The organism is Methanothermus sociabilis (assembly GCF_055392295.1).
In genome coordinates, this window is the sequence record NZ_AP042467.1 from 377,377 (window position 1) to 397,445 (window position 20,069).

At 31.5% G+C, this 20,069-nt stretch carries 20 protein-coding genes; 11 read left to right on the forward strand and 9 right to left on the reverse strand.

Translation table 11 applies throughout. The features are described from left to right. Positions 1-51: 51 nt before the first annotated feature. The 5 genes from ACZ5LY_RS02045 (at position 52) to ACZ5LY_RS02065 (ending at position 6,163) form a co-directional block, all read left to right on the forward strand. Positions 52-1,080 carry a type II secretion system F family protein gene (locus ACZ5LY_RS02045; RefSeq protein WP_464577782.1) on the forward strand — a complete coding sequence of 343 codons (1,029 nt, stop codon included), beginning with the start codon at positions 52-54 and terminating at the stop codon, positions 1,078-1,080. After that, a complete protein-coding gene (locus ACZ5LY_RS02050) occupies positions 1,058-1,255 on the forward strand; it encodes a class III signal peptide-containing protein (RefSeq protein WP_013413769.1) in 198 nt (65 codons plus the stop codon). Before ACZ5LY_RS02045 ends, ACZ5LY_RS02050 begins: the two co-directional genes overlap by 23 nt. A gap of 5 nt (positions 1,256-1,260) precedes the next feature. Next, positions 1,261-2,673, forward strand: coding sequence for a lactaldehyde dehydrogenase (locus ACZ5LY_RS02055; RefSeq protein ID WP_464577783.1), 1,413 nt, complete (start codon positions 1,261-1,263; stop codon positions 2,671-2,673). Between the two features lie 251 nt (positions 2,674-2,924). Continuing rightward, entirely contained in the window at positions 2,925-4,982 is a 2,058-nt protein-coding gene (fdhF, locus tag ACZ5LY_RS02060; RefSeq protein ID WP_464577784.1) for a formate dehydrogenase subunit alpha, read from the forward strand. Positions 4,983-4,984: 2 nt separating this feature from the next. Further along, on the forward strand, positions 4,985-6,163 hold the full coding sequence (locus ACZ5LY_RS02065; protein ID WP_464577785.1) for a Coenzyme F420 hydrogenase/dehydrogenase, beta subunit C-terminal domain: 1,179 nt from the start codon (positions 4,985-4,987) through the stop codon (positions 6,161-6,163). Positions 6,164-6,168: 5 nt separating this feature from the next. On the opposite strand, the gene ACZ5LY_RS02070 is transcribed toward ACZ5LY_RS02065, so the two are convergent. Continuing rightward, on the reverse strand, positions 6,169-8,019 hold the full coding sequence (locus ACZ5LY_RS02070; RefSeq protein WP_464577786.1) for a Coenzyme F420 hydrogenase/dehydrogenase, beta subunit C-terminal domain: 1,851 nt from the start codon (positions 8,017-8,019) through the stop codon (positions 6,169-6,171). Positions 8,020-8,091: 72 nt separating this feature from the next. Beyond that, a complete protein-coding gene (locus ACZ5LY_RS02075) occupies positions 8,092-8,223 on the reverse strand; it encodes a DUF5402 family protein (protein WP_464577787.1) in 132 nt (43 codons plus the stop codon). Positions 8,224-8,786: 563 nt separating this feature from the next. Between ACZ5LY_RS02075 and ACZ5LY_RS02080 the strand changes: the two genes are divergently transcribed. Further along, entirely contained in the window at positions 8,787-8,912 is a 126-nt protein-coding gene (locus tag ACZ5LY_RS02080) for a hypothetical protein (RefSeq protein ID WP_464577788.1), read from the forward strand. Here the strand turns inward: ACZ5LY_RS02080 and ACZ5LY_RS02085 are convergent. After that, positions 8,877-9,893, reverse strand: coding sequence for a 7-cyano-7-deazaguanine synthase (locus ACZ5LY_RS02085; RefSeq protein ID WP_464577789.1), 1,017 nt, complete (start codon positions 9,891-9,893; stop codon positions 8,877-8,879). The two genes, ACZ5LY_RS02080 and ACZ5LY_RS02085, sit on opposite strands and share 36 nt — an antisense overlap. Before the next feature lie 86 nt (positions 9,894-9,979). Between ACZ5LY_RS02085 and ACZ5LY_RS02090 the strand changes: the two genes are divergently transcribed. After that, positions 9,980-10,606 carry an acyltransferase gene (locus tag ACZ5LY_RS02090; protein WP_464577790.1) on the forward strand — a complete coding sequence of 209 codons (627 nt, stop codon included), beginning with the start codon at positions 9,980-9,982 and terminating at the stop codon, positions 10,604-10,606. 12 nt (positions 10,607-10,618) lie between these two features. Here ACZ5LY_RS02090 and leuS read toward each other — a convergent pair whose 3' ends face one another. Genes leuS through ACZ5LY_RS02105 form a run of 3 tightly spaced genes read right to left on the reverse strand, consistent with a single transcriptional unit; the run spans position 10,619 to position 14,511 of the window. After that, positions 10,619-13,414 carry a leucine--tRNA ligase gene (gene leuS / locus ACZ5LY_RS02095; RefSeq protein WP_464577791.1) on the reverse strand — a complete coding sequence of 932 codons (2,796 nt, stop codon included), beginning with the start codon at positions 13,412-13,414 and terminating at the stop codon, positions 10,619-10,621. A gap of 16 nt (positions 13,415-13,430) precedes the next feature. Continuing rightward, positions 13,431-13,742, reverse strand: a complete 312-nt coding sequence (cutA, locus tag ACZ5LY_RS02100) for a divalent-cation tolerance protein CutA (protein ID WP_013413832.1) — start codon at positions 13,740-13,742, stop codon at positions 13,431-13,433. A gap of 4 nt (positions 13,743-13,746) precedes the next feature. Further along, a complete protein-coding gene (locus ACZ5LY_RS02105) occupies positions 13,747-14,511 on the reverse strand; it encodes an NAD+ synthase (RefSeq protein ID WP_048060681.1) in 765 nt (254 codons plus the stop codon). Between the two features lie 137 nt (positions 14,512-14,648). On the opposite strand from ACZ5LY_RS02105, the gene pgsA reads away from it, so the two are divergent. Genes pgsA through ACZ5LY_RS02125 form a run of 4 tightly spaced genes read left to right on the forward strand, consistent with a single transcriptional unit; the run spans position 14,649 to position 16,779 of the window. Next, positions 14,649-15,218 (forward strand): archaetidylinositol phosphate synthase, encoded by a 570-nt coding sequence (gene pgsA, locus ACZ5LY_RS02110; protein WP_013413830.1) that lies wholly within the window; start codon positions 14,649-14,651, stop codon positions 15,216-15,218. After that, entirely contained in the window at positions 15,218-15,454 is a 237-nt protein-coding gene (locus ACZ5LY_RS02115; RefSeq protein ID WP_013413829.1) for a DUF357 domain-containing protein, read from the forward strand. Before pgsA ends, ACZ5LY_RS02115 begins: the two co-directional genes overlap by 1 nt. Then, positions 15,451-16,116 carry a TIGR00153 family protein gene (locus tag ACZ5LY_RS02120; RefSeq protein WP_013413828.1) on the forward strand — a complete coding sequence of 222 codons (666 nt, stop codon included), beginning with the start codon at positions 15,451-15,453 and terminating at the stop codon, positions 16,114-16,116. Before ACZ5LY_RS02115 ends, ACZ5LY_RS02120 begins: the two co-directional genes overlap by 4 nt. 15 nt (positions 16,117-16,131) lie before the next feature. Further along, entirely contained in the window at positions 16,132-16,779 is a 648-nt protein-coding gene (locus ACZ5LY_RS02125) for a DUF434 domain-containing protein (RefSeq protein ID WP_013413827.1), read from the forward strand. On the opposite strand, the gene fbp is transcribed toward ACZ5LY_RS02125, so the two are convergent. From fbp to nadA, 3 genes are read right to left on the reverse strand one after another with little or no spacing between them, the layout of a single operon-like run. Continuing rightward, a complete protein-coding gene (fbp, locus tag ACZ5LY_RS02130; protein WP_013413826.1) occupies positions 16,776-17,876 on the reverse strand; it encodes a fructose-1,6-bisphosphate aldolase/phosphatase in 1,101 nt (366 codons plus the stop codon). The two genes, ACZ5LY_RS02125 and fbp, sit on opposite strands and share 4 nt — an antisense overlap. 48 nt (positions 17,877-17,924) lie before the next feature. Beyond that, the gene (locus ACZ5LY_RS02135; RefSeq protein ID WP_464577792.1) at positions 17,925-19,130 is read right to left on the reverse strand and encodes an ornithine cyclodeaminase, nickel-pincer nucleotide-dependent; all 1,206 of its coding nucleotides are present in this window, start codon (positions 19,128-19,130) and stop codon (positions 17,925-17,927) included. A 15-nt stretch (positions 19,131-19,145) separates the two neighbouring features. Beyond that, positions 19,146-20,069 carry a quinolinate synthase NadA gene (gene nadA, locus ACZ5LY_RS02140; protein WP_048060568.1) on the reverse strand — a complete coding sequence of 308 codons (924 nt, stop codon included), beginning with the start codon at positions 20,067-20,069 and terminating at the stop codon, positions 19,146-19,148.

Here is a 20,069-nt window from a genome sequence, read left to right on the forward strand (position 1 = left end):
TATAAATTTATTTGAAACCTCAGATAAGATTTAAATAATATCAAGAAAGTGGTGTTTAACTTGGATATTGAAAAGGGTTTGAGTCCATTAGCAAGCTTTTTGAATAAATTTGTACCAAAAAAATTATTATTACATGTCCAAGAAAGCTTGGTACGCTGTGGAATATATATGAAAGCTTCTTATTTTCTTTCTTTATTGTTTATGTTGAGTGCTATTTCAGCTGTAGTTGCAACAATGCTTGCAATAATATTAAATTTTAATATAATTTTGGCAGTTTTAGCAGGGATTTTAGCACCTTTTGCTGCTGCATTTGCTGCATTGTATATTATAGCAGAGAGAAGAAGAGGAACAATAGAAGAAAGTACTCCTGATTTTTTAACACAATTAGCATCAGAACTTCGTGCAGGAATTTCATTGGAAAGTGCTATAGATGATTTAACAAAATATGGTGAAGGTCCTCTTTATGATGAACTAAAGAGAACCGCAATTGAAATAAAGATGGGTAGAAGCTTTGAAAGTTCATTGATAGCAATGGCCAATAGATTGAAATCTGAACAACTTAACAGAACATTTAGAATGATATCTGAGGGTCGTAGGGCTGGAGCCTCATTGTCACGAGTATTAGAATCTGTAGCTGAAGATTTAAGACAAGTTTTAGCCCTAAAAAGAGAAAGAAAATCAAATGTCATGATGTATGCAATGTTTTTCCTTATAGCAGGACTTTTTGGCGCTCCATTAGTTGTAGGATTAATATCAATTGTTATAAAATTTTTCATAGACTTATATTCTGCTTCAGGAGGAATTGGCGGCATGACACTTGTAGGAAATGTACAGCAGAGGCTTGTTAATTTAAGAGATCCTATTCAAATTGCATGTGGTGGTTATGTAGCAATACATGCATTTCTTGGAGGTATATTGTTAGGAACTGTGATGTATGGTGATCCTAAAAAAGGTTTAAAATATTCAATACCTATGGCTTTAGTTGCATTTGTAATTTATTATTTCATAAGTACAACCGGCTATGATCTCATAAGTTCATTTGGTGGAGGATTTAAAGGTGCATATAGTTATAGCAGATGAAAAAGGGCAAAGTAGTGCAGAATATATACTTCTTATAGCAGGAGTATTGGGGATAGTGTTAATAGTTCTTTATGCATCTATCTCATACATGAATGAAGTTAAAACTGGGACATTTAATGCCACAAATAATACAACGATTTGGAGTAGTTTAAAAGATAAATTTAAAAATTGGTGATAAATTTGGAAATGTTAATTAATGGAAAAAATGTAACTTCTGAGGATGAAATACCAGTATTAAATCCTTATAATCAAGAAGTTGTAGATACAGTTCCCTCAGCTTCTCAGAAAGATGTTAAAAATGCTATACAATCTGCAAACAAGGCTAAAATCAAAATGAAGTCACTTACGTCAAGAGAAGTTTCAGAAAATTTATATGAAGTTAGTAATGAAATGAAGAAGAAAATTGATGAATTTTCAAAAATGATAACACTGGAAACTGGCAAACCTATTAAATTCTCTCGTGAAGAAGCTAAACGTGCAATAGAAACTTTTAAATTATCTGCAGAAGAAGCAAAAAGAATTTATGGTGAAACTATTCCATTGGATGCATGCAGGGCTGGAGAAGGTCATATAGCATTTACAATAAGAGAGCCACTTGGAGTTGTTGCAGCCATTACTCCATTTAATTATCCACTAAATTTAGCAGCGCATAAGGTTGGGCCTGCTATCGCTGCTAAAAATACAGTAGTATTAAAACCATCTCTAAAAGCTCCTTTAACAGCTATAATGATGGGAAAAATAATAGATACCTATTTTCCTGACGGTGTAATAAATGTTATCACTGGAAATGCAAAGATGATTGGCGATGAGTTTATAAAAAGTGATTTAATCAATAAAATTACTTTTACTGGAGGATTAAATGTTGGAAAGAAGATTGCAAAAAGTGTTGGATTAAAGAAATTAACTTTAGAGTTAGGAGGAAATGATCCACTAATAGTTCTTAGTGATGCTGACATTGATAAAGCTGTTGAAGCTGCAGTTAAAGGATCCTACTTATATTCAGGACAAGTATGTATTGCAGTGAAAAGAATAATAGTTGAAAATGAAATTGCAGATGAATTTTCTGAAAAACTCGTTAAAGAAACTAAAAAATTAAAAATTGGAGATCCTATGGATCCCAAAACAGATATTGGTCCACTAATAGACCTAAATTCTGCTATAAATGTAGAAAAAGTTGTAAAGGATGCCGTAAAAAATGGTGCAGAATTACTATATGGAGGAAATCGTGAAAAAAATTTATTTGAGCCAACAGTGCTTGATTACGTGACTCCTGAAATGAAAGTTGTAAAAGAAGAAACATTTGGTCCTGTATCTCCAATTATTAGGGTGAAATCTATTGATGAAGCGGTGAAAATTGCAAATGATACATGTTATGCGCTTCAAGCAGGAGTTTTCACTGAAAATATACACAAGGCATTAGAACTTTCACAAAAAATTGAAGCAGGCGCAGTGATTATAAATAAACAATCTACATTTAGAACAGATAATATGCCATTTGGTGGATTTAAATGTAGTGGAATTGGAAAAGAAGGAGTTAAATATGCAGTTAATGATATGACTCGTGAGAAACTCATTATATTTGCTCCAAAATAATTTTTATTTTTTGTTAAAGATAATGATCAAACTTATTTTCACTGATAGATAATTTGCGCTGTGAATTGAAAAATTACCAAAAACTAATTCATTTAAATTTTTATTGTGGTATATATAAGGTTTTGTAGACTTATCTGAAGTTATAACTGTGGAATGCCAATAAGACCTTTCTTGTTGTTAAAGTCCTCGCTGCTAATTTCTAAATGTCTAAAATATTAAATTCTGCAAACTTTCTGGAAAGGTGATACACTATGAGTTTTGAACTTAAATATACTCCTAACATTTGTCCTTATTGTGGTTGTGGATGTGGACTAAATATAGTGACTCTTAATGGGAAAATAAAGGGAGTTGAAGGCTGGAAAAGGCATCCTGTTAATGAAGGCAAATTATGTCCAAAAGGTAATTTCTCATACCAGTTTGTTCAAAGTAAAGACAGGCTTAAACATCCTTTAATAAAAAAGAATGGAAAATTTATAGAAATTTCTTGGGATAAAGCTGTAGATATCATAGTTTCAAAATTAAATGAATATCGTAAAGAAAATCCTAATTCAATAGCATTTCTTGCTTCTGCAAGATGTACAAATGAAGAAAATTATATTTTACAAAAATTTGCGAGAGTGGCTATTGGTACAAATAATATTGACCATTGTGCTAGGTTATGTCATGCACCATCAGTTGCAGGTCTTGCTCAAACATTTGGCTCAGGAGCAATGACAAATTCAATTCTAGACATTGAAGAAGCCGAAAGTATTTTCATAATTGGGTCAAATACTGCTGAGCAACATCCCATTATATGGAGAAGAGTTTTAAAAGCTAAAAATAAAGGCGCAAAATTAATAGTTGCAGATCCAAGAAAAACTCCAACTGCTTCATTAGCAGACATCCATCTGCCGATAAAACCTGGAAGCAACATAGCACTGATAAATGCAATGATGAATGTTATAATAGAAGAAGGCCTTGAAGACACTGATTTTATTAAAAAAAGAACAAAAGGATTTGAAAAATTAAAAAAAGTTATTGAAAAGTATAAACCAGAAAAAGTTGAAAAAATTGTAGGTGTACCTGCAAAAAAAATAAGAGAAGCTGCAATAACTTATGCAAAAGCTGACAGGGCAACTATATTATATGCAATGGGAATTACACAACATACTACAGGTACTCATAATGTTATTTCAACAGCAAATCTTGCTATGTTAACAGGTAATATTGGTAAAAAAGGTACTGGTGTAAATCCTCTAAGAGGTCAAAATAATGTACAAGGCGCATGTGACATGGGAGCCCTTCCAGAATTTTACCCTGGTTATCAGAAAGTTACAGATAAAAATGCTATTGAAAAAATGCAAAAAATTTGGAAGTGCGATGATCTCAGTTCTGAACCTGGGTTAACAGTTGTTGAGATGATGGATGCTGCTATAGATGGAAAAGTTAAATGCATGTATATAATGGGTGAAAATCCAGTTTTATCAGATCCTGACATTAAACATGTTAAAAAAGCATTGAAAAATTTAGAATTCCTTATTGTACAAGATATTTTCCTTACAGAAACAGCTGAATTTGCAGATATTGTTCTTCCTACAACTGCATGGGGAGAAAAAAATGGTACATATACAAGTACGGAAAGGCGTGTACAATGTATAAGAAAAGCAGCAGATGGTCCTGGAGAAGCAAAAGATGACTGGAGAATAATATGTGAAATAGCAAAGAGAATGAATGTTAATGGTTTTGAATTCAATTCTACAAAAGAAATATTCAATGAAATTAGAAAAGTTACACCACAATATGCGGGCATGAACTTTAAAAGATTACAAAAACCAGGTGGATTACAGTGGCCATGTCCTGATGAAAGCCACCCAGGAACACCAATATTACACACAGAGAAGTTTGCAACACCTGATGGATTAGGAAAATTCATTCCTGTAGAACATGAAGAGCCAGCCGAACTTCCTGATGATAGATATCCATTTATCCTAACAACTGGACGTATTTTATTCCACTACCATACAGGTACAATGACAAGAAGATCAGAAACTTTAGACAATGAAGTTAGTACAGGATTTGTTGAAATAAATGATAAAGATGCTTCTAAATTAGGTATTAAGGATGGTGAAATTGTTAAAGTTATGACTCGACGTGGTGAAATTAAAATACCAGCAAAAGTGACTTCAAAAGTTAGAGAAGGTGTTTTATTTATTCCGTTCCATTTTGTTGAATGTGCAGCTAATATGTTAACAAGTACTAATTATGACCCTATTTCAAAAATACCTGAATTTAAAGTATCGGCGGCTAATATAGAAAAATTGGAGGATTAAACATGGTCAAAGTAGGTGACATGTTTTATGTTTATTCTGAAGATAAAAACATTAGAAATAAAGGGGAATATGGAGGAGCCATAACTTCTTTACATAAATTCCTTCTTGAAGAAGGAATTGTGGATGCTGTTCTCGCCGTTAAAAATGGTTCAGATCTTTATGATGCTGTTCCAACCTTGATAACGGACCCTGATAAAGTTATAGAGTCTGCAGGTTCACTCCACTGTGGTACACTCAACATTGCAAAAGTTATTACATGTTACTTAAATGGTGCAAAAGATATGAAAATAGCTGTTACAGTAAAGCCATGCGATGCAATGGCAATAGTAGAGGTTGCAAAAAAGGGTAAAATTGACCTTAACAATGTTATAATGCTGGGTGTCAACTGTGGAGGGACACTTCCACCTGTAAAGACAATACAAATGATAGAAGAAATATATGAAATGGACCCTGACAAAGTTATCAAGGAAGAAATAGCCAAGGGGAAACTTATAATTGAAACTCCAGACACTGAGAAGGAAATAAGTGTGGATGAATTAGAAGAGATGGGTTACGGTAGAAGAACCAACTGTAGGAGATGTGAAAATAATATACCTAGAATGGCCGATCTTACATTTGGTAATTGGGGAGTTATAGGACCTATGGCTGGAAAAGCAACATTTGTAGAAGTAACATCAAAAAAAGGTGCAGAAGTTCTTGAAAAAGCTGTAAATGCTGGGGTCATTCATGTAGAGGATCCAATACCTAAAGGTATCGAAATACGTGAAAAAATAGATAAAGCTATGGTTAATCTTGCAAAGAAATGGCAACAAAAAGAATTCAAAGATAAAAAAGATGTAATTGAAATATTCAAAGAATATATGGAAGAGTTCAGGAAGTGCATAAAATGCTATGGCTGTAGAGAAGCTTGTCCCTTATGTTACTGTGAAGAATGTTCACTTGAATCAGAAACTCCTGAATGGTTTAAAAGAGGGGAGATTCCTCCATCACCCATTTTCCATCTTGAAAGACTACTTCACACTATAGATTCTTGTGTCAATTGTGGTCAATGTGAAGATGCCTGTCCAGCAGAAATACCTCTTACAAGAATATGGCATGAACTTAATTGTAGAGTCAAAGATATCTTTGGATACGTACCTGGGTCACATCTGAAAGCACCTTTAACACAAGGTCAGAGGTAGTTTCCTCAATTTTTTATTTCTTTTAAAAATTTTCCTTTTCCTACTCTTTCCATAACTGCAGATAATCTTTCCCTCTGTGGTTTTTCGGCATATTTACTGTATACATTTAGTACAGCATCGATTAACTCTAATATTTTATCTTCATTGTCAATGATTCCGATGTCTATTCCCTCAACAATTTCACGTCCTGATTTCCCGCCTATATATAATCTATATCCTTCATCTTTAACTTCTCTTCCTTCATTAGGACATGCATCAATGCATTTGCCACATCCTATACATAGATTATAATTTGTGTACGATGTTTCTCCTCTAATGTCGATTGCCTCAACTTTACAAACTTCTGCGCATCTTCCACATCCATTACATTTTTCTTCGTTTATAAGTGGATATCTAACTCCTGCTACTCCTATATCATGAATTTGTGGTCTTACACATTTATTTGGGCATCCACTTATTGCAATTTTGAATTTATAAGGTGAAGGTCTTTCTTTAAATTTATCTTCAATTTTTTGTGCAAGTTTTTTAGTATTTATTATACCACTTCCACAATTATCTTTTCCTGGACAGGCAAGGGTTGCTCTTACAAGAGGACCTTCTGACCCTGTTATCAGTCCTTCTTTCATTAACTCCAAAACCACATCTTCAACATCATACCCTGCTATGCCATGTATTTCAAATCCACCTCTATTTGTGATTTTTAAATTAGCATCATATTCCTTAACTATTTTTAATATTTTTTCGACTTCATCAATATCGTACCATCCACCTGGTCTTGCTCTAATCCGTATAAAGTATGTGCCATCTGCTCTTTTACTTACTCCTGGATAACAATCTGTCCAATAAAATGATACTTTTTTTCTTTTTCTTTTTTTGATTTCTTCTTTAAATCTTCTGATTTTTAAACTTTTTAATTTTTCAATTGATTCGATATCTACACCTTTTTTTAATTTTACAGCGTTTTTAATTTCCTCTCCTTTTTTTGTCCTTATTATTATCGTTGAATATCCTTCTGGACTTCCAACAGACCCTACTGAAACATCGGCCATTTCAGAATCAAAATCCCTACATATTTTACATCCAGAACATACATCCAATTCTTTTAGAGGAATTTCATGTTTCTCATTTTTAAGATACACAAGTAGTTTATTCCCCTTAATATCAAATTTTTCTACTTTCTCAATATCTATCCCATGTTTTTCCAAAGTTTCATAAAAAGAATCATGTTCAAATTTTTCCATGCAGAACAATCCAATTAAATATTTTATTTTTGGTAATGAAGTAGGTTTCCCATCTTTACCTAACTCTCCATCATATTTTGCTAAATATGGGAAATATTGGATTTTTCTTAACCCTTGTATTTGACAAGGCAATCCAACAACTGCCACTTCTTTACATCCAATCTCACTTGCTTTCTTGAGGGCATCTAATGTTGACACCGTATATTTTGACTTTGCAGATTTTTCAATGTCATCTGGATCTTTTATAATCCATGAAGTAGGTTTCCACAATTCATCTCCAACTACAATTGCCCCATCAATTTTTCTCTTTTTTAGCAAATACTTCAAGAAAGTTGATACTACTCCACCATCCTGACCTTTTACATCTCCTTTCCCATAAAAAAATTCTTTTTTGAAACTTTCTCTAATTTTGATTTGATATCCACCAGATGATACACGAGGACATATGTCATAACACATTCCATTTCCCTTTCTTAAACATTCTTCAATAAGTTTTGGATGATTCTCAAAATCCAATAGATCATTTGGACAAACTACAACACATGTTCCACACTTAGCACATAATTCTGTATCTACAATTTCATCTTTTAATTTCCATTCCCATTGATGTGTCATGAATATAGCCCCTATCAAGTTCGTATTCCATGGTTATTATTTCTGATATAAATACTTTTCAACTCTTGTTTCCTAATTTGCAAAAGACTTCTCACTAATAAAGTTAAATTTTTTGATTATTTTTGTTATGTGTTTGTGAAACACCGTATCTTTAACCTTTAGACCTCTGATGCCGGCAAGAAATCCCGAACATCCACAAGCCATTTTAAAAATTAGAATTTTTTACAAACATAATTTTTTCGTTTTTAAAAAGATTGTGAAAAAGATTCCTTTCTATCAGGGATTGAGAAATAAGAAAAGTATTTATATAGATGAAGTACAAAATTAGCATTTGTTCTAAAAAATATACACAACTCTTCTTTTACTTCCTCTTTCTCTCTCCAAAAATGCTCTAGAAATTAAGAAAACTATATATATCCTCTCATGCTACTTTTTTCATACGAGATGACTTCCCATACAATTACAAAGCTGAAAAAAACTGGTAGGTAGTTAAGAAGGTCTAAATACATTAAAAGGATTAAAAAATAAGTTAGGAGATTATATATCAGCATTTAAGACACTGTTGAGGGAATAGAGTAACCTTGATAGCCTGTTTAAGAAAATACTCTACTCAAAACTATTTCATATAGAGATATAGTCTCTGGGCAAGTTTTTTCTATAAAGCAAGGGAACATCTGCAAAAGTTGGGGAGTAATTCAAAAACAGAAAAGTATTTTAAGTTGAAAATTACATAAAAATTAAACATGCCAGGCCCAAAAGATGTAGAATTGCAAAGAGCAATTGGAATTTTAGCAGTGATCGTTGGAATATTAATGTTGATATATCCATTACTTGTAGGTTATTTAGCAGGAATATTTCTAATAGTATATGGAGTCGTCAAAATTTTTACATAACCTCCAGATTAATTTCAGTGATTCACCAGGTTCTAAAGCTCCAGCACGATTCTCCCTAAGTATCCTTTGAATAGAATAAAATCTAAGTCTTGGGAACCTCTTATGAACTTCATGTAGTAATGGACATCCAAACCGTGCTGGTAACTCTAAATCAAAATTAGACACTTGTTGTTTAATTTCATGTTTTGACATGCACAGCAAGGCAGGAAGAGATATTTTTACAATTCCATCCTCTAGAGAAATGGCACCATATCCAGTACTTAACAAATCACCGAAAACTAAAATTTTTATTCCTTTCTTTTTACAATATTTTTTTATCTTTTCATATATTTTTTTGGAACATCGTCCGCATGGGTGAAAACGACCTTTTAAACACTCCTCTATAAAATTTGAAAAATCGGTCTTTATGTATTTGTGTTTAACCTCTAAAGTACTACATAACTTTTCTATATTTTTTTTAAATATTTTTGGTAATATCATTGGTCCTGGATCTACTGTCACTGCTTCCACATCAAAACCTAAGTATTTCATCACAACTAAAGAAAAACTACTATCTACGCCACCAGAAAGAGCCACTAATACCTTTTCATTAGTTTCAAAGTTAGGTATGTTAAAGAGAGGTAACTCAGTTATTCTATTCTTCAAAAGATTTCTAATAATTTTTAAAGATTCTAGCCTAAGAGATTTTATAAGTTTATTTAATTTTTCCAATGATAGTTTCATCCTATATTTTTTTACAAGAAGATCTGAATAGGTCTCTACATGGACATGTTTAACATTTAATGTTTCTCTTAATTTACCTACTACCCATCCACCCTTTCCAATTACAAGTGATTTGTCGTATCTATCAGGCACTATAATAATTAATTCATTGTTTAATTTATCAAATATAATTTCTTTAATTTTAATTTTCTCTTTTTCATGTCCTATTTTTTCTCTTATATTTTCCACTAGCTTTTCAAACTCTTTTTTATTTATCATCCAAATCACAAATATTTCTGGCTATGAGTAAAATTTTTTAATTTATTTATATTTAGTTATTAAAAAAGAAAAAATTGTGAAAAACAATGTCCATAAAATCTTTAATATTTGGTGAAGAAGTAAGAGATGGAAAGATAGATGAAAATGTAATATTAGGTTATGAATATAAAAAAGGTAGTAAACCACCAATAATTGGTAAAAAACCATTGATTAGAGCCAACACTATAATTTACAACGATGTAGTAATAGGTGACAACTTACAGACAGGTCACAATGTATTGATAAGAGAAAAAACAAGGATAGGAAACAATGTATTGATTGGAACAAATACAGTTATAGAAGGCTATTCAAAAATTGGAAACAATGTACGAATACAATCAAACGTTTATATTCCTAAAAATAGTTACATAGGTAACGATGTTTTTATAGGACCTTGTGCATGTTTTACAAATGATAAATATCCTTTAAGAGTTAAGTACAAACTTAAAGGACCTAAAATACAAAGAGGAGTTACAATTGGTGCCAATTCAACATTTTTATCAAATATAGAAATTGGTGAGGGAGCTATGGTAGCTGCTGGAGCTGTAGTAACTAGAGATGTACCTCCTTGGTCTTTAGCAATAGGAGCACCTGCAAAGATAAAACCATTGCCAAGAAAGCTTAGAACCCTAAACAAAGTTCCAAAAAATTTCAATGATTTAAATTCTTTATGAATTTCTCAGATTTTATTCAATGTATATTGCTGGTTTGTAAGGTTCTGCCATTTTTGATTTGTTTTTTGGATCATAATCAGGTTTTTTATGTATAACTATTTTTGCATTCACTTCTTCCTCAATATAGTCTTTGGCTTCCTTAAATACTTTGTATTCATCTATATAACCAACATATTCTTTTTTTGCTATTTCACTAATACTTTTCTTTATGAAATTCACAATTTCCTTTTTATCGCCTTCAATTTCTGACAATGCTTTAGGAATTATAGTTCCTAAGTCCTTTCTATCACTACTACTTATCATATCATATATTTTGTATTTCCACTTTGGAGATATATAGATGTGAACCTTTTCTGGTTTTTTTCTAATTATTTTCTTGATTTCTTTGATATCTTTTATAACTTCTTCTACAATCTCTTCAGACTTTTGTATTTTCTTGTCAATAAATTCTTCTTTGGGTTCTGGCCATTTAGAAACTGAAATTAACCCATTACCACCATATTTTTCCCATATTTCCTCTGCAATATGAGGTATGAAAGGTGCAACCAATTTTACCCATACCTTCATCACATATCTTAAAATTTCCTTGGTTTCTTCCAATTCAATCCATGGTTTTACTCGTTTTAAGTAATGATCAACATCTTTTCTAAATAAGAAAAATCCTTCTTGTAAAGCCTTCCTAGTTTGAAATTTCTCCAGAGCTTCTGTAACATTTTTTATTCTTTGGTTAACTTGACTTAATATCCATTTATTTATAAATTTTTTAGGCCTGATTTCCAATTTATTTTCAAAATTAAGTCCTATTTTTTCATCAATTTTTTCATATAGTTCAAAAAATTGTTCAATTCTCCTTTTAACACCAATAACTTCTTTTTTTCTCCAATCAAAATCTTGCCATGGCTCTGCTGAAGACATTAAAAACATTCTTACAACATCTGCACCATATTCTGAAATTGCCTCTGACAGAGTTACTATATTTCCTTTTGAAGATGACATTTTTTGTCCTTCAAGGAGACCCATACCAAAAACAACTATGCCTTTTGGCCATTTATCTTCTGGAAATATTGCTGAATGGTGAAATATATGAAATGTTAAATGATTACCTATCAAATCTTTTGCAGATAATCTCCAATCAAGAGGATACCAATATGCAAATTCTTCATCTGGATTATTTAAGAAAACTTCATCAAAGTATTCACTATTTAATTCTTCAGGATCTTTTTCTTTTATTTTATGAGCTATAGTATAATATGCCATGTAGATAGTTGAATCTGTTAATGGTTCTACAATCCACCTTTTGTCCCAGGGTAATTTTGTTCCTAATCCTATTTTACGTGCGCATGCCCAATCTTTTAACCATTTTATAAAGTATTCAATATTTTGTCTAATTTCATCTGGTACTATCTTCATCTGATTTAAGCAAGATAATGCTTTATTTTTCCATTCTTCATTTGAATATTTGAGGAACCATTGATCTTCCATTATTTTAACAACGCAGTTAGCACCACATCTACAGATTACAGGAATTTCAGAAAATTCATAAAGTTTATCAGCTTTACCTTCCTTACACAACCTCTCAATTATTTTTTCCCTAGCCTCTGAAACAGGTATTCCATCATATTCTTCAACTTTCATTATTCCTTTATTGTGCTCAACTTTGTAAATTTCATTGGTAGCCTTTTCAAGCTTAGGATCATTTTGATCCTTGACATTTAATTTATCTACTATATCTTTGGCAGGTAATTCTCCAAATCCTTCTACTTCTATTACTGGCACTGGTTTTATGGATGCCAGCATTTCTTTATCTAATTTATATTCAGCTATTATGTCATCGTTATTTTTTAAATCTCGTAATGCAACATAATCAGCTGGAGCATGAGCCGGAACTGAAAAAACTACTCCTGTACCAAATTTGGGGTCCACGAATTCTGCTGGCAATATAGGATGATCTTTTTTTGTAATGGGGTTTTTAACATGTTTTCCTATAAGTTCCTTTGGATTTACGTCTTCTAAAATCTCTATATCTTTCTGATGAGAAATATTTTCATAAGATTCTTTACTTATTATCCATTTTTCGTTTCCTACTTTAACTTTAATATACTTTGAATCAGGATTTAACCAAATATTAGTTGTACCAAAAATTGTTTCTGGTCTAAATGTTGCAGCAACAAGATAAGAGTCATCTATTTTAAATTTTAAAAGTGTTAACTCAACAATGTCTACACCTTCACCTTCCAGTAGATCATGATCGCCAACTGGGTTTTGACATTCTGAACAATATTTCACAGGATGTGTACCTTTTCTTATCAATCCCATTTCTTTTAATTTTTTCATTTGCCATTCTATGAACTTTTGATAATGTGGATCAGTAGTTTTGAATTCTCTTCTCCAATCTATAGAATATCCCATTTTTTTCATGATTTTTTTGTATTCTTTGCTGAAATACTCAACTATATAATGAGGATCTGAAAATTTCTTTAGTTCATCTTCTGGAACTTTATGAACTTCTTTATAAGTTTTTAATGTCCATGGATCCTTACGTTCTATTCTTTTAGCAATGCCTACCACAGGTGCGCCAGTTACATGCCAAGCCATTGGAAAAAGTACATTGTAACCTTGCATCCTTTTAAATCTTGCATACACATCAGGAACTGTGTATGTTCTTCCATGTCCTACATGCATTGCACCACTAGGGTAAGGATATGCAACTGTTATGAATATTTTCTTCTTATCATTAGGATCTGCTTCAAATATTTTTGATTCTTCCCATATTTTTTGCCACTTCTTTTCTATATTTGTGAAGTCCACGAAATCACCGCCATGTTTATTTTAATGATTCTTTTAACCATTTAGCATACTCTTCTGTAAGAGTTATAATTGGAATTGCTAATATACATGGATTTTCATAACTATGGATTTCTTTAGTTTTGTTTATCACATCTTGTATTTTAGATACTAATGTTTTAGCAATGACAACAGCTTCTACATCTTTTTCAATTTCACCTTCCCACCAATATATCGATTCTATTTTAGGTATTATATTCACGCATCCAACTAATTTTTCTTTAACTAAAGTGTTGCCAATCTTTTTTGCTTCATCTACATCTTTTGCAGTTATATATACAATTGCAAACATTTTCTCACCAGATACGTGCCACTTCAGGTGGATTTAGCTTATGTTCTGCATTTTTAATCATTTCTTCAACTCTTCCTATTGTTTTTAATGGTATTCCTAATTTTTCATGGATCTCATGATTTTTCAATTTTTTTTCAACCATCAAAAATAATATTTTGTCCAATGTTTCATAATCAAGACCTATTTCATCTTCATCTGTCTGTCCTCTCCACAATCCAGCACTTGGTGGTTTTTCAATGATTTTTTTTGGGACGCCAAGTTCATAAGCAATTTTTCTCACCTGAGTTTTGTAGAGATCACCTATTGGCAATATATCTACACCACCATCTCCATACTTAGTAAAATATCCTATCAACAATTCACTTTTGTTTCCTGTACCTGCAACAAGACTATTTAAAGAATTAGAATGATAATACAGTATAGTCATTCTTACTCTTGGTCCTAAATTAGCTATTGCTATTTTGTTTCCTTTATGTTTACACATTGACCTAAATTTTTTTAAAATGGGTTCTATATTTATTATTTCATAATTTATTCCAAGATTTTTTGCAATAGATATAGCATCCTTTACATCTTCCTCTTTAGTAGTTTCACTGGGCATTATAAGCCCAAATACATTTTTAGATCCAAGCGCTTTTTTTGAAAGATATGCAACAACACTTGAATCTATACCACCACTCAAACCTAAAACTACGCCGTTAGCACCAGCTTCTTCTACCTTTCTAGATATAAAATTTTCAATTTTATTTATAACTTCAGAATACTCCATTTCAAACACTAAAGACCCTCCACAGAAAACTAACAAATTTTAAAAAACAACAGATGATAACAAATAATTACTATTTCATTGTATTTACCAAACTTTATTTAAATTTAACTACTTATCATTAGAATTGGAGAGATAAAATGTTGAGTAAAATTAAAAAAGAAATGAACCAAATGATAAAACCTATAGCTGAAAGAACAAATCTTCACCCTGATTATATAACCATCCTTGGATTTATTTTAGCACTTATTGCTGGATATTTATTTGCAACAAAAAATTTATTTTTTGCAGCAATAGTTTTGGGAATAAGTGGATTTTTAGACATGTTAGATGGTGCAGTTGCAAGAATCAAATTTAGACCCACCCCATTCGGAGAATTCTTAGATTCTGTTATGGATAGATTTTCAGATGCAGCAATTGTTTTAGGAATAACCTTTGGAGGATTTATAAATTGGATTTTAGGAATTTTTCTTTTACATTCTTTTTTCACCATAAGTTATGTTCGCGCAAAGTCTGAGAGTATAGGTGTAAATTGTGAAATAGGAATTGCTGAAAGGCCTGAAAGATTGATTATTATATTTATAGCTTCTATTTTAGGAGAATTTGTAAACTTAAAAATAATGACAATATTTATGATATTCCTCCTCCTGATATCATATATAACTGTCTTTCAGAGAATTCACCACACTTGGAAAGCGGTGAAAAAATAATGAAATATAAGGAAAGAATTTACAAAGATATAGATTTATTTGAGGAAGTTTTAAAAGATCTAAAAGTTATAGAGCTTAATGAAAAAGAAAGAAAAATAATAGACATTGCAAAAAGATATAAAAAAGATGCAATTTTTTATTTAAAAAAGAAAGATTATTTAACATCTTTTGCGTGTATAAATTATGCACATGGATTAATAGATTCTTTAAGATTTCTTCATGGGAGATTAGAATGAAAAAAATAAAAAATTTATTTTATAGGGAATCAGAAGTCGAAAAATTTGTTGAGAAACATGTGGAATTAGTTGGCGAATGTTATGAAAAACTTAAACTTTTGATGGAAAACTTTTATGAAGGAAATTATGATGAAGTAGAAAAATTGGCCAAGAAAATATCAGAATTGGAAAGAGAAGCAGACGAAGTTAGAAGAAAAATGGAATTAAAATATTATTCAGGTGCATTTTTACCATTTGACAGAGAGGATAGAATATTACTTACAGAAAAAACAGATAAAATAGCTGATACAATAGAATCTGTGGCGTTCTCGATATCTTTAAGTAAAATAAGATTTCCGAAAATTCTTAAAAAAAATTTCAGGGAATTTATAGATGCTATAGATAAAACATTAAAAGCATTTGAAAAGAGTATGGAAAACCTCGATAAAGATTATGGAGAAGCCATTAAAAAAGCACATGAAACAGAAAAACTAGAAGAAAATGCAGATAAAGTTGAGAGGAAAATTATTAAAAAATTATTCAAACTCTATAAAAATAAAAAAATAGGAACAGTAAAACTACTGGGACTTAAAGAAATAACAACAAAACTAGGTCATATAGCTGATCAAGCAGAAGATGCATCCGACCGTGTACTCATAATTGCAGCGAAAATTAGAGGCTAAAAATTTTGTGATAAGATGGGAAAAATCGATGAAGCCATAAAAGATCTTAGATATTTACTTGATAGAGGATATAGGAAAACTATTGCATTAAAATTTGTTGCTGATCATTATTTACTTTCAAAAAAAGAAAGAAATTATCTTTCTAGACATGTTTTTTCCAGGAGGAAAATTAAGGAAAGGAAATCTAAAATTATTAAATTAAAAAATATTAAAAACAAAAAACTTCTTATTGATGGTTACAATGTGTTGATAACAGTGGAAAATATTATTAGGAATTCAAAGGATATATTCATTGCCCAAGATGGATTTTTAAGGGATTGTAGTGCTGTATTTGGAAAACATAAGATATCTACTACTACATATAAAGCTCTCAAAGCTATAATAACTACTTTAAAGAAATATCAACCTAAATATGTTGTATTTTATCTTGACAAAAATGTAAGTTTTAGTGGTGAATTAGCAAAAAGAATTAGGGCTTGCATGTCAAAACACAAAGTCAATGGAGAAGTTATTTTATCTAATAAAGTAGACTATATTTTAAAAAAAGAAGGTAAGAAAGGAAACGTTGTTGCAACAAGCGACAGCGTAATTATAGACAATGTCAAACAAGTTGTAGATATTCCTAAAGAAATTTTAAAATGTTCAAACACTTTACTTTCTTAATCCTCTATGTCCTCAAATCTATCTTTCAATTTTTTAAGTACATCTGGTAAAGTTGTATATTCCATCTCATCACTAGGTAACCTATGTGGCTCAAATGGCCCATGACGCCTCATATATTCAGATATATTTGCTGCTAATCTCCTTGAACGCTCAAAGATAGGGTCATCAAACAAATCGATAGGTCCTATTAATTTACATTCAGATATTTGGAAACCTAATGCCATAACACGTGGTGGTCCATCAAATCTTGTTGGAACTGCATCTTTTTCAGATACTGGCATTAAAGGACCATTATGTGATCCTCTCATCCATCCTCCAACTAGATGTGGTTGGGCAAACGCTTCTAATATTTCACCAGTTGCTGGAAATCCTGATTGTGCCCTAACTATTGCCACAGGGTCATCTTTTCCTATGTATTTCCCTGCTATTAAGTTTAATCTTTCAGTGCTTACTGAGGCAGCTATTTCATCATCTTTCTTCCTGTAGATTTTCTTTATCACATATCTACTAATTGATCCTAAAAGAGCAAGTAAATCATACATCTCTTCTGGACATGACATCATCACTCTTTTGTGGTCTATCACATCATATACCTCAAATTTATATCCTTTGTGTAGAGAAGGATCAATAACTAAACCAGCTGTGTTAAATGGATCAGCAAATATTCTGAAGAGTGGTAAATTAAATGCTCCTGGCTCTGTTTTATCACAACAAAACACAACTACAGGGTCACTAGGTCTTTCTTTAAACTCCATTTCTGCACATCCAGGTCCTAAACCCTTTACATTACCTGAAAAAGTGTCAGATAGTAAATCTTGTCCAGCACCATATAATTTCATCTTTTTAGAAACTTTAGTTGCTTCCTTGAATGCTTCCCATGCAGTCCTATGCACCTCTTCATCATCTTCTCCTCTTCTATGTGTCATTATAAGGTTTACATCGTCACCACAATTTGTGACATAAAAGTCCTCTATAATTCCATCTTCCTTTGCCTTTGACAGTACTTCTCTACATTTGTCTTTAAGGGCTTTATGTGCAACAACATGTCCAGCTACACTTCCAATATCTGCCTTTATAACACTAATAGTCGTTTTCATATAATCCCTCCAAATTTGTTTTACAATTTTTTAAGAATTTAAATTTTTTTATGATAATAGGTCTTTTTCCAATATATGAAGGAATGCACAAGGATCAGAAACCACTCCTAAAGCTTGATGACTACCTCTATCCTGAAGTCTAGTCACAACATAGGGATTCATATCCACACAAACAGTTTTAACTCTGGCAGGTAAAATATTACCTGTGGCAATACCATGTAACATTGTAGCTAGTATTATACACATATCTGATTTTTTAGCATATTTACGCATTTCATCCTGTGCTTCCATGACATCAGTTATTGTATCTACAAGTGGTCCATCATCTCTTAAAGATCCTCCTATCACGTATGGAACATTATTTTTTACACATTCATAAAATACTCCCTTATTTATTATTCCCTTTTCAACAGCTTTTTTTATGCCCCCTGCCTTTGATATTTCATTTATAGCAACTAAATGACTTTTATATCCGCCTTTTACAACTTTAGCTCTATCATTCATTCCCAAAGTTGTTTTAAATAATGCATATTCAATGTCCATTGTTGCAAACCCATTTCCACAAAACAATGCATCTACATAGCCTTCCCTTACGAATCTTTCTAAAATTCTATGTGCTCGGGTATGTGCAATTGCAGTACCAACAACCCAGACAATCTTTCCATTATTTTTCTTTATTTTTTTCATTTCTTTGGCAATCACTTTTGAATAATAATCTAATGGTTTTTCTGGTGAAACTTCACTTTGCATGAAACCAAAAATTTCTCTACTCCTTTCTTTTTCTAAAGGTATTACTTTTATTCCTTCATATCCAACAACTACTTCCTCTCCTTTCTTAACCAATCCCATCCTTTTACAAACAGGTATTTTTTCTCCATTTTCTTCTTTAATTACTATAACACAGTCCATCTCAATATCTCTAACTTTTTTCCATTCTCCATTTATCCTTACATAAGTTGGTAAATTTGTAGTGGCATAAAAATTGTCTGGTAAAACCCCATCTTTTGGTGCTTTTTTTGTTTTGACTTCTTTTGTTGGAACTATCGCACCTAATTGTTGAATTTCACCTAAAATTTCATCTATATTTTCACCTTTAACTATGAGTCTCGCATAACTCTCATCTTCATTTGTTTTTCCAACATCAAGCTTTTCTATTTCAAAATCCCCACCCATCATTATTATTTTATCCAAAACTTGTGACAGAATATTTGAATCTATTATATGGCCTTTTAATTCCACAACCTCAAATTCCAAATTATTACCTCCTTATCACTTATTGAAGATTTCAATCATTCGATTTATTGCACTTTTAGCTTTTTTGGCAATCTTTTTTGGAACTTTGACTTCATATTTTTCTTCTATCAATGAATTCCTTAATTTCTTTAAACTATGATACTTCATTTCTTCACAAATTGCTTCCTTATATGCAGGAATTGCCTTTTTATTAGGTACTTCTCTCTCTATTCTAGTACATAAATCAACTTCAGTGCCAATGATGAATTCTTTTGAATCAGATTCCATAGTTCTTCTTATCATTCCACCTGTACTTAAAATATGGTCAGCTAACTCCTGAACTTCAGGGTCACATTCTGGATGAACAAGAATTTCAGCATCCGGATATTTCTCTTTTAAACGTATGAAATGTTCAGGCTTAAACATTTTATGTACATAACAATGCCCATCTTCAGGCACAGGTATAATTTTTTTGTCAGTATTTTTTGCAACATACATGGCTAAATTTCTATCAGGTCCAAATATTATAGTATCTTCATCCAAACTATTTACAACCTCAACAGCATTTGCAGATGTACATATAATATCTGCTTCTGCTTTTGCCTCCGCTAAAGTATTTACATATAAAACTACAGCTGCATCAGGGTATTTTTTCTTAGCTTTCTTAATATCACTTACTTTAAGCATGTGTGCCATCTGACATTCAGCAGCAGGGTCTGGTATTAATATTTTTTTATCAGGGCTCAAAATATACGCTGTTTCAGCCATAAAATCAACGCCACAAAATACTACCATGTCTTTATCTTTTATTTTAGTTATTTTTAAACAAAGTTCTAAAGAATCACCTATAAAATCAGCTATTTCCTGTATCTCTTTAGGTTGGTAATTATGTGCAAGTATGATAGCATTTTTTTCTTTTTTAATTTCCTCTATTTCTTCCTGTATTTCCACAAAACCCAT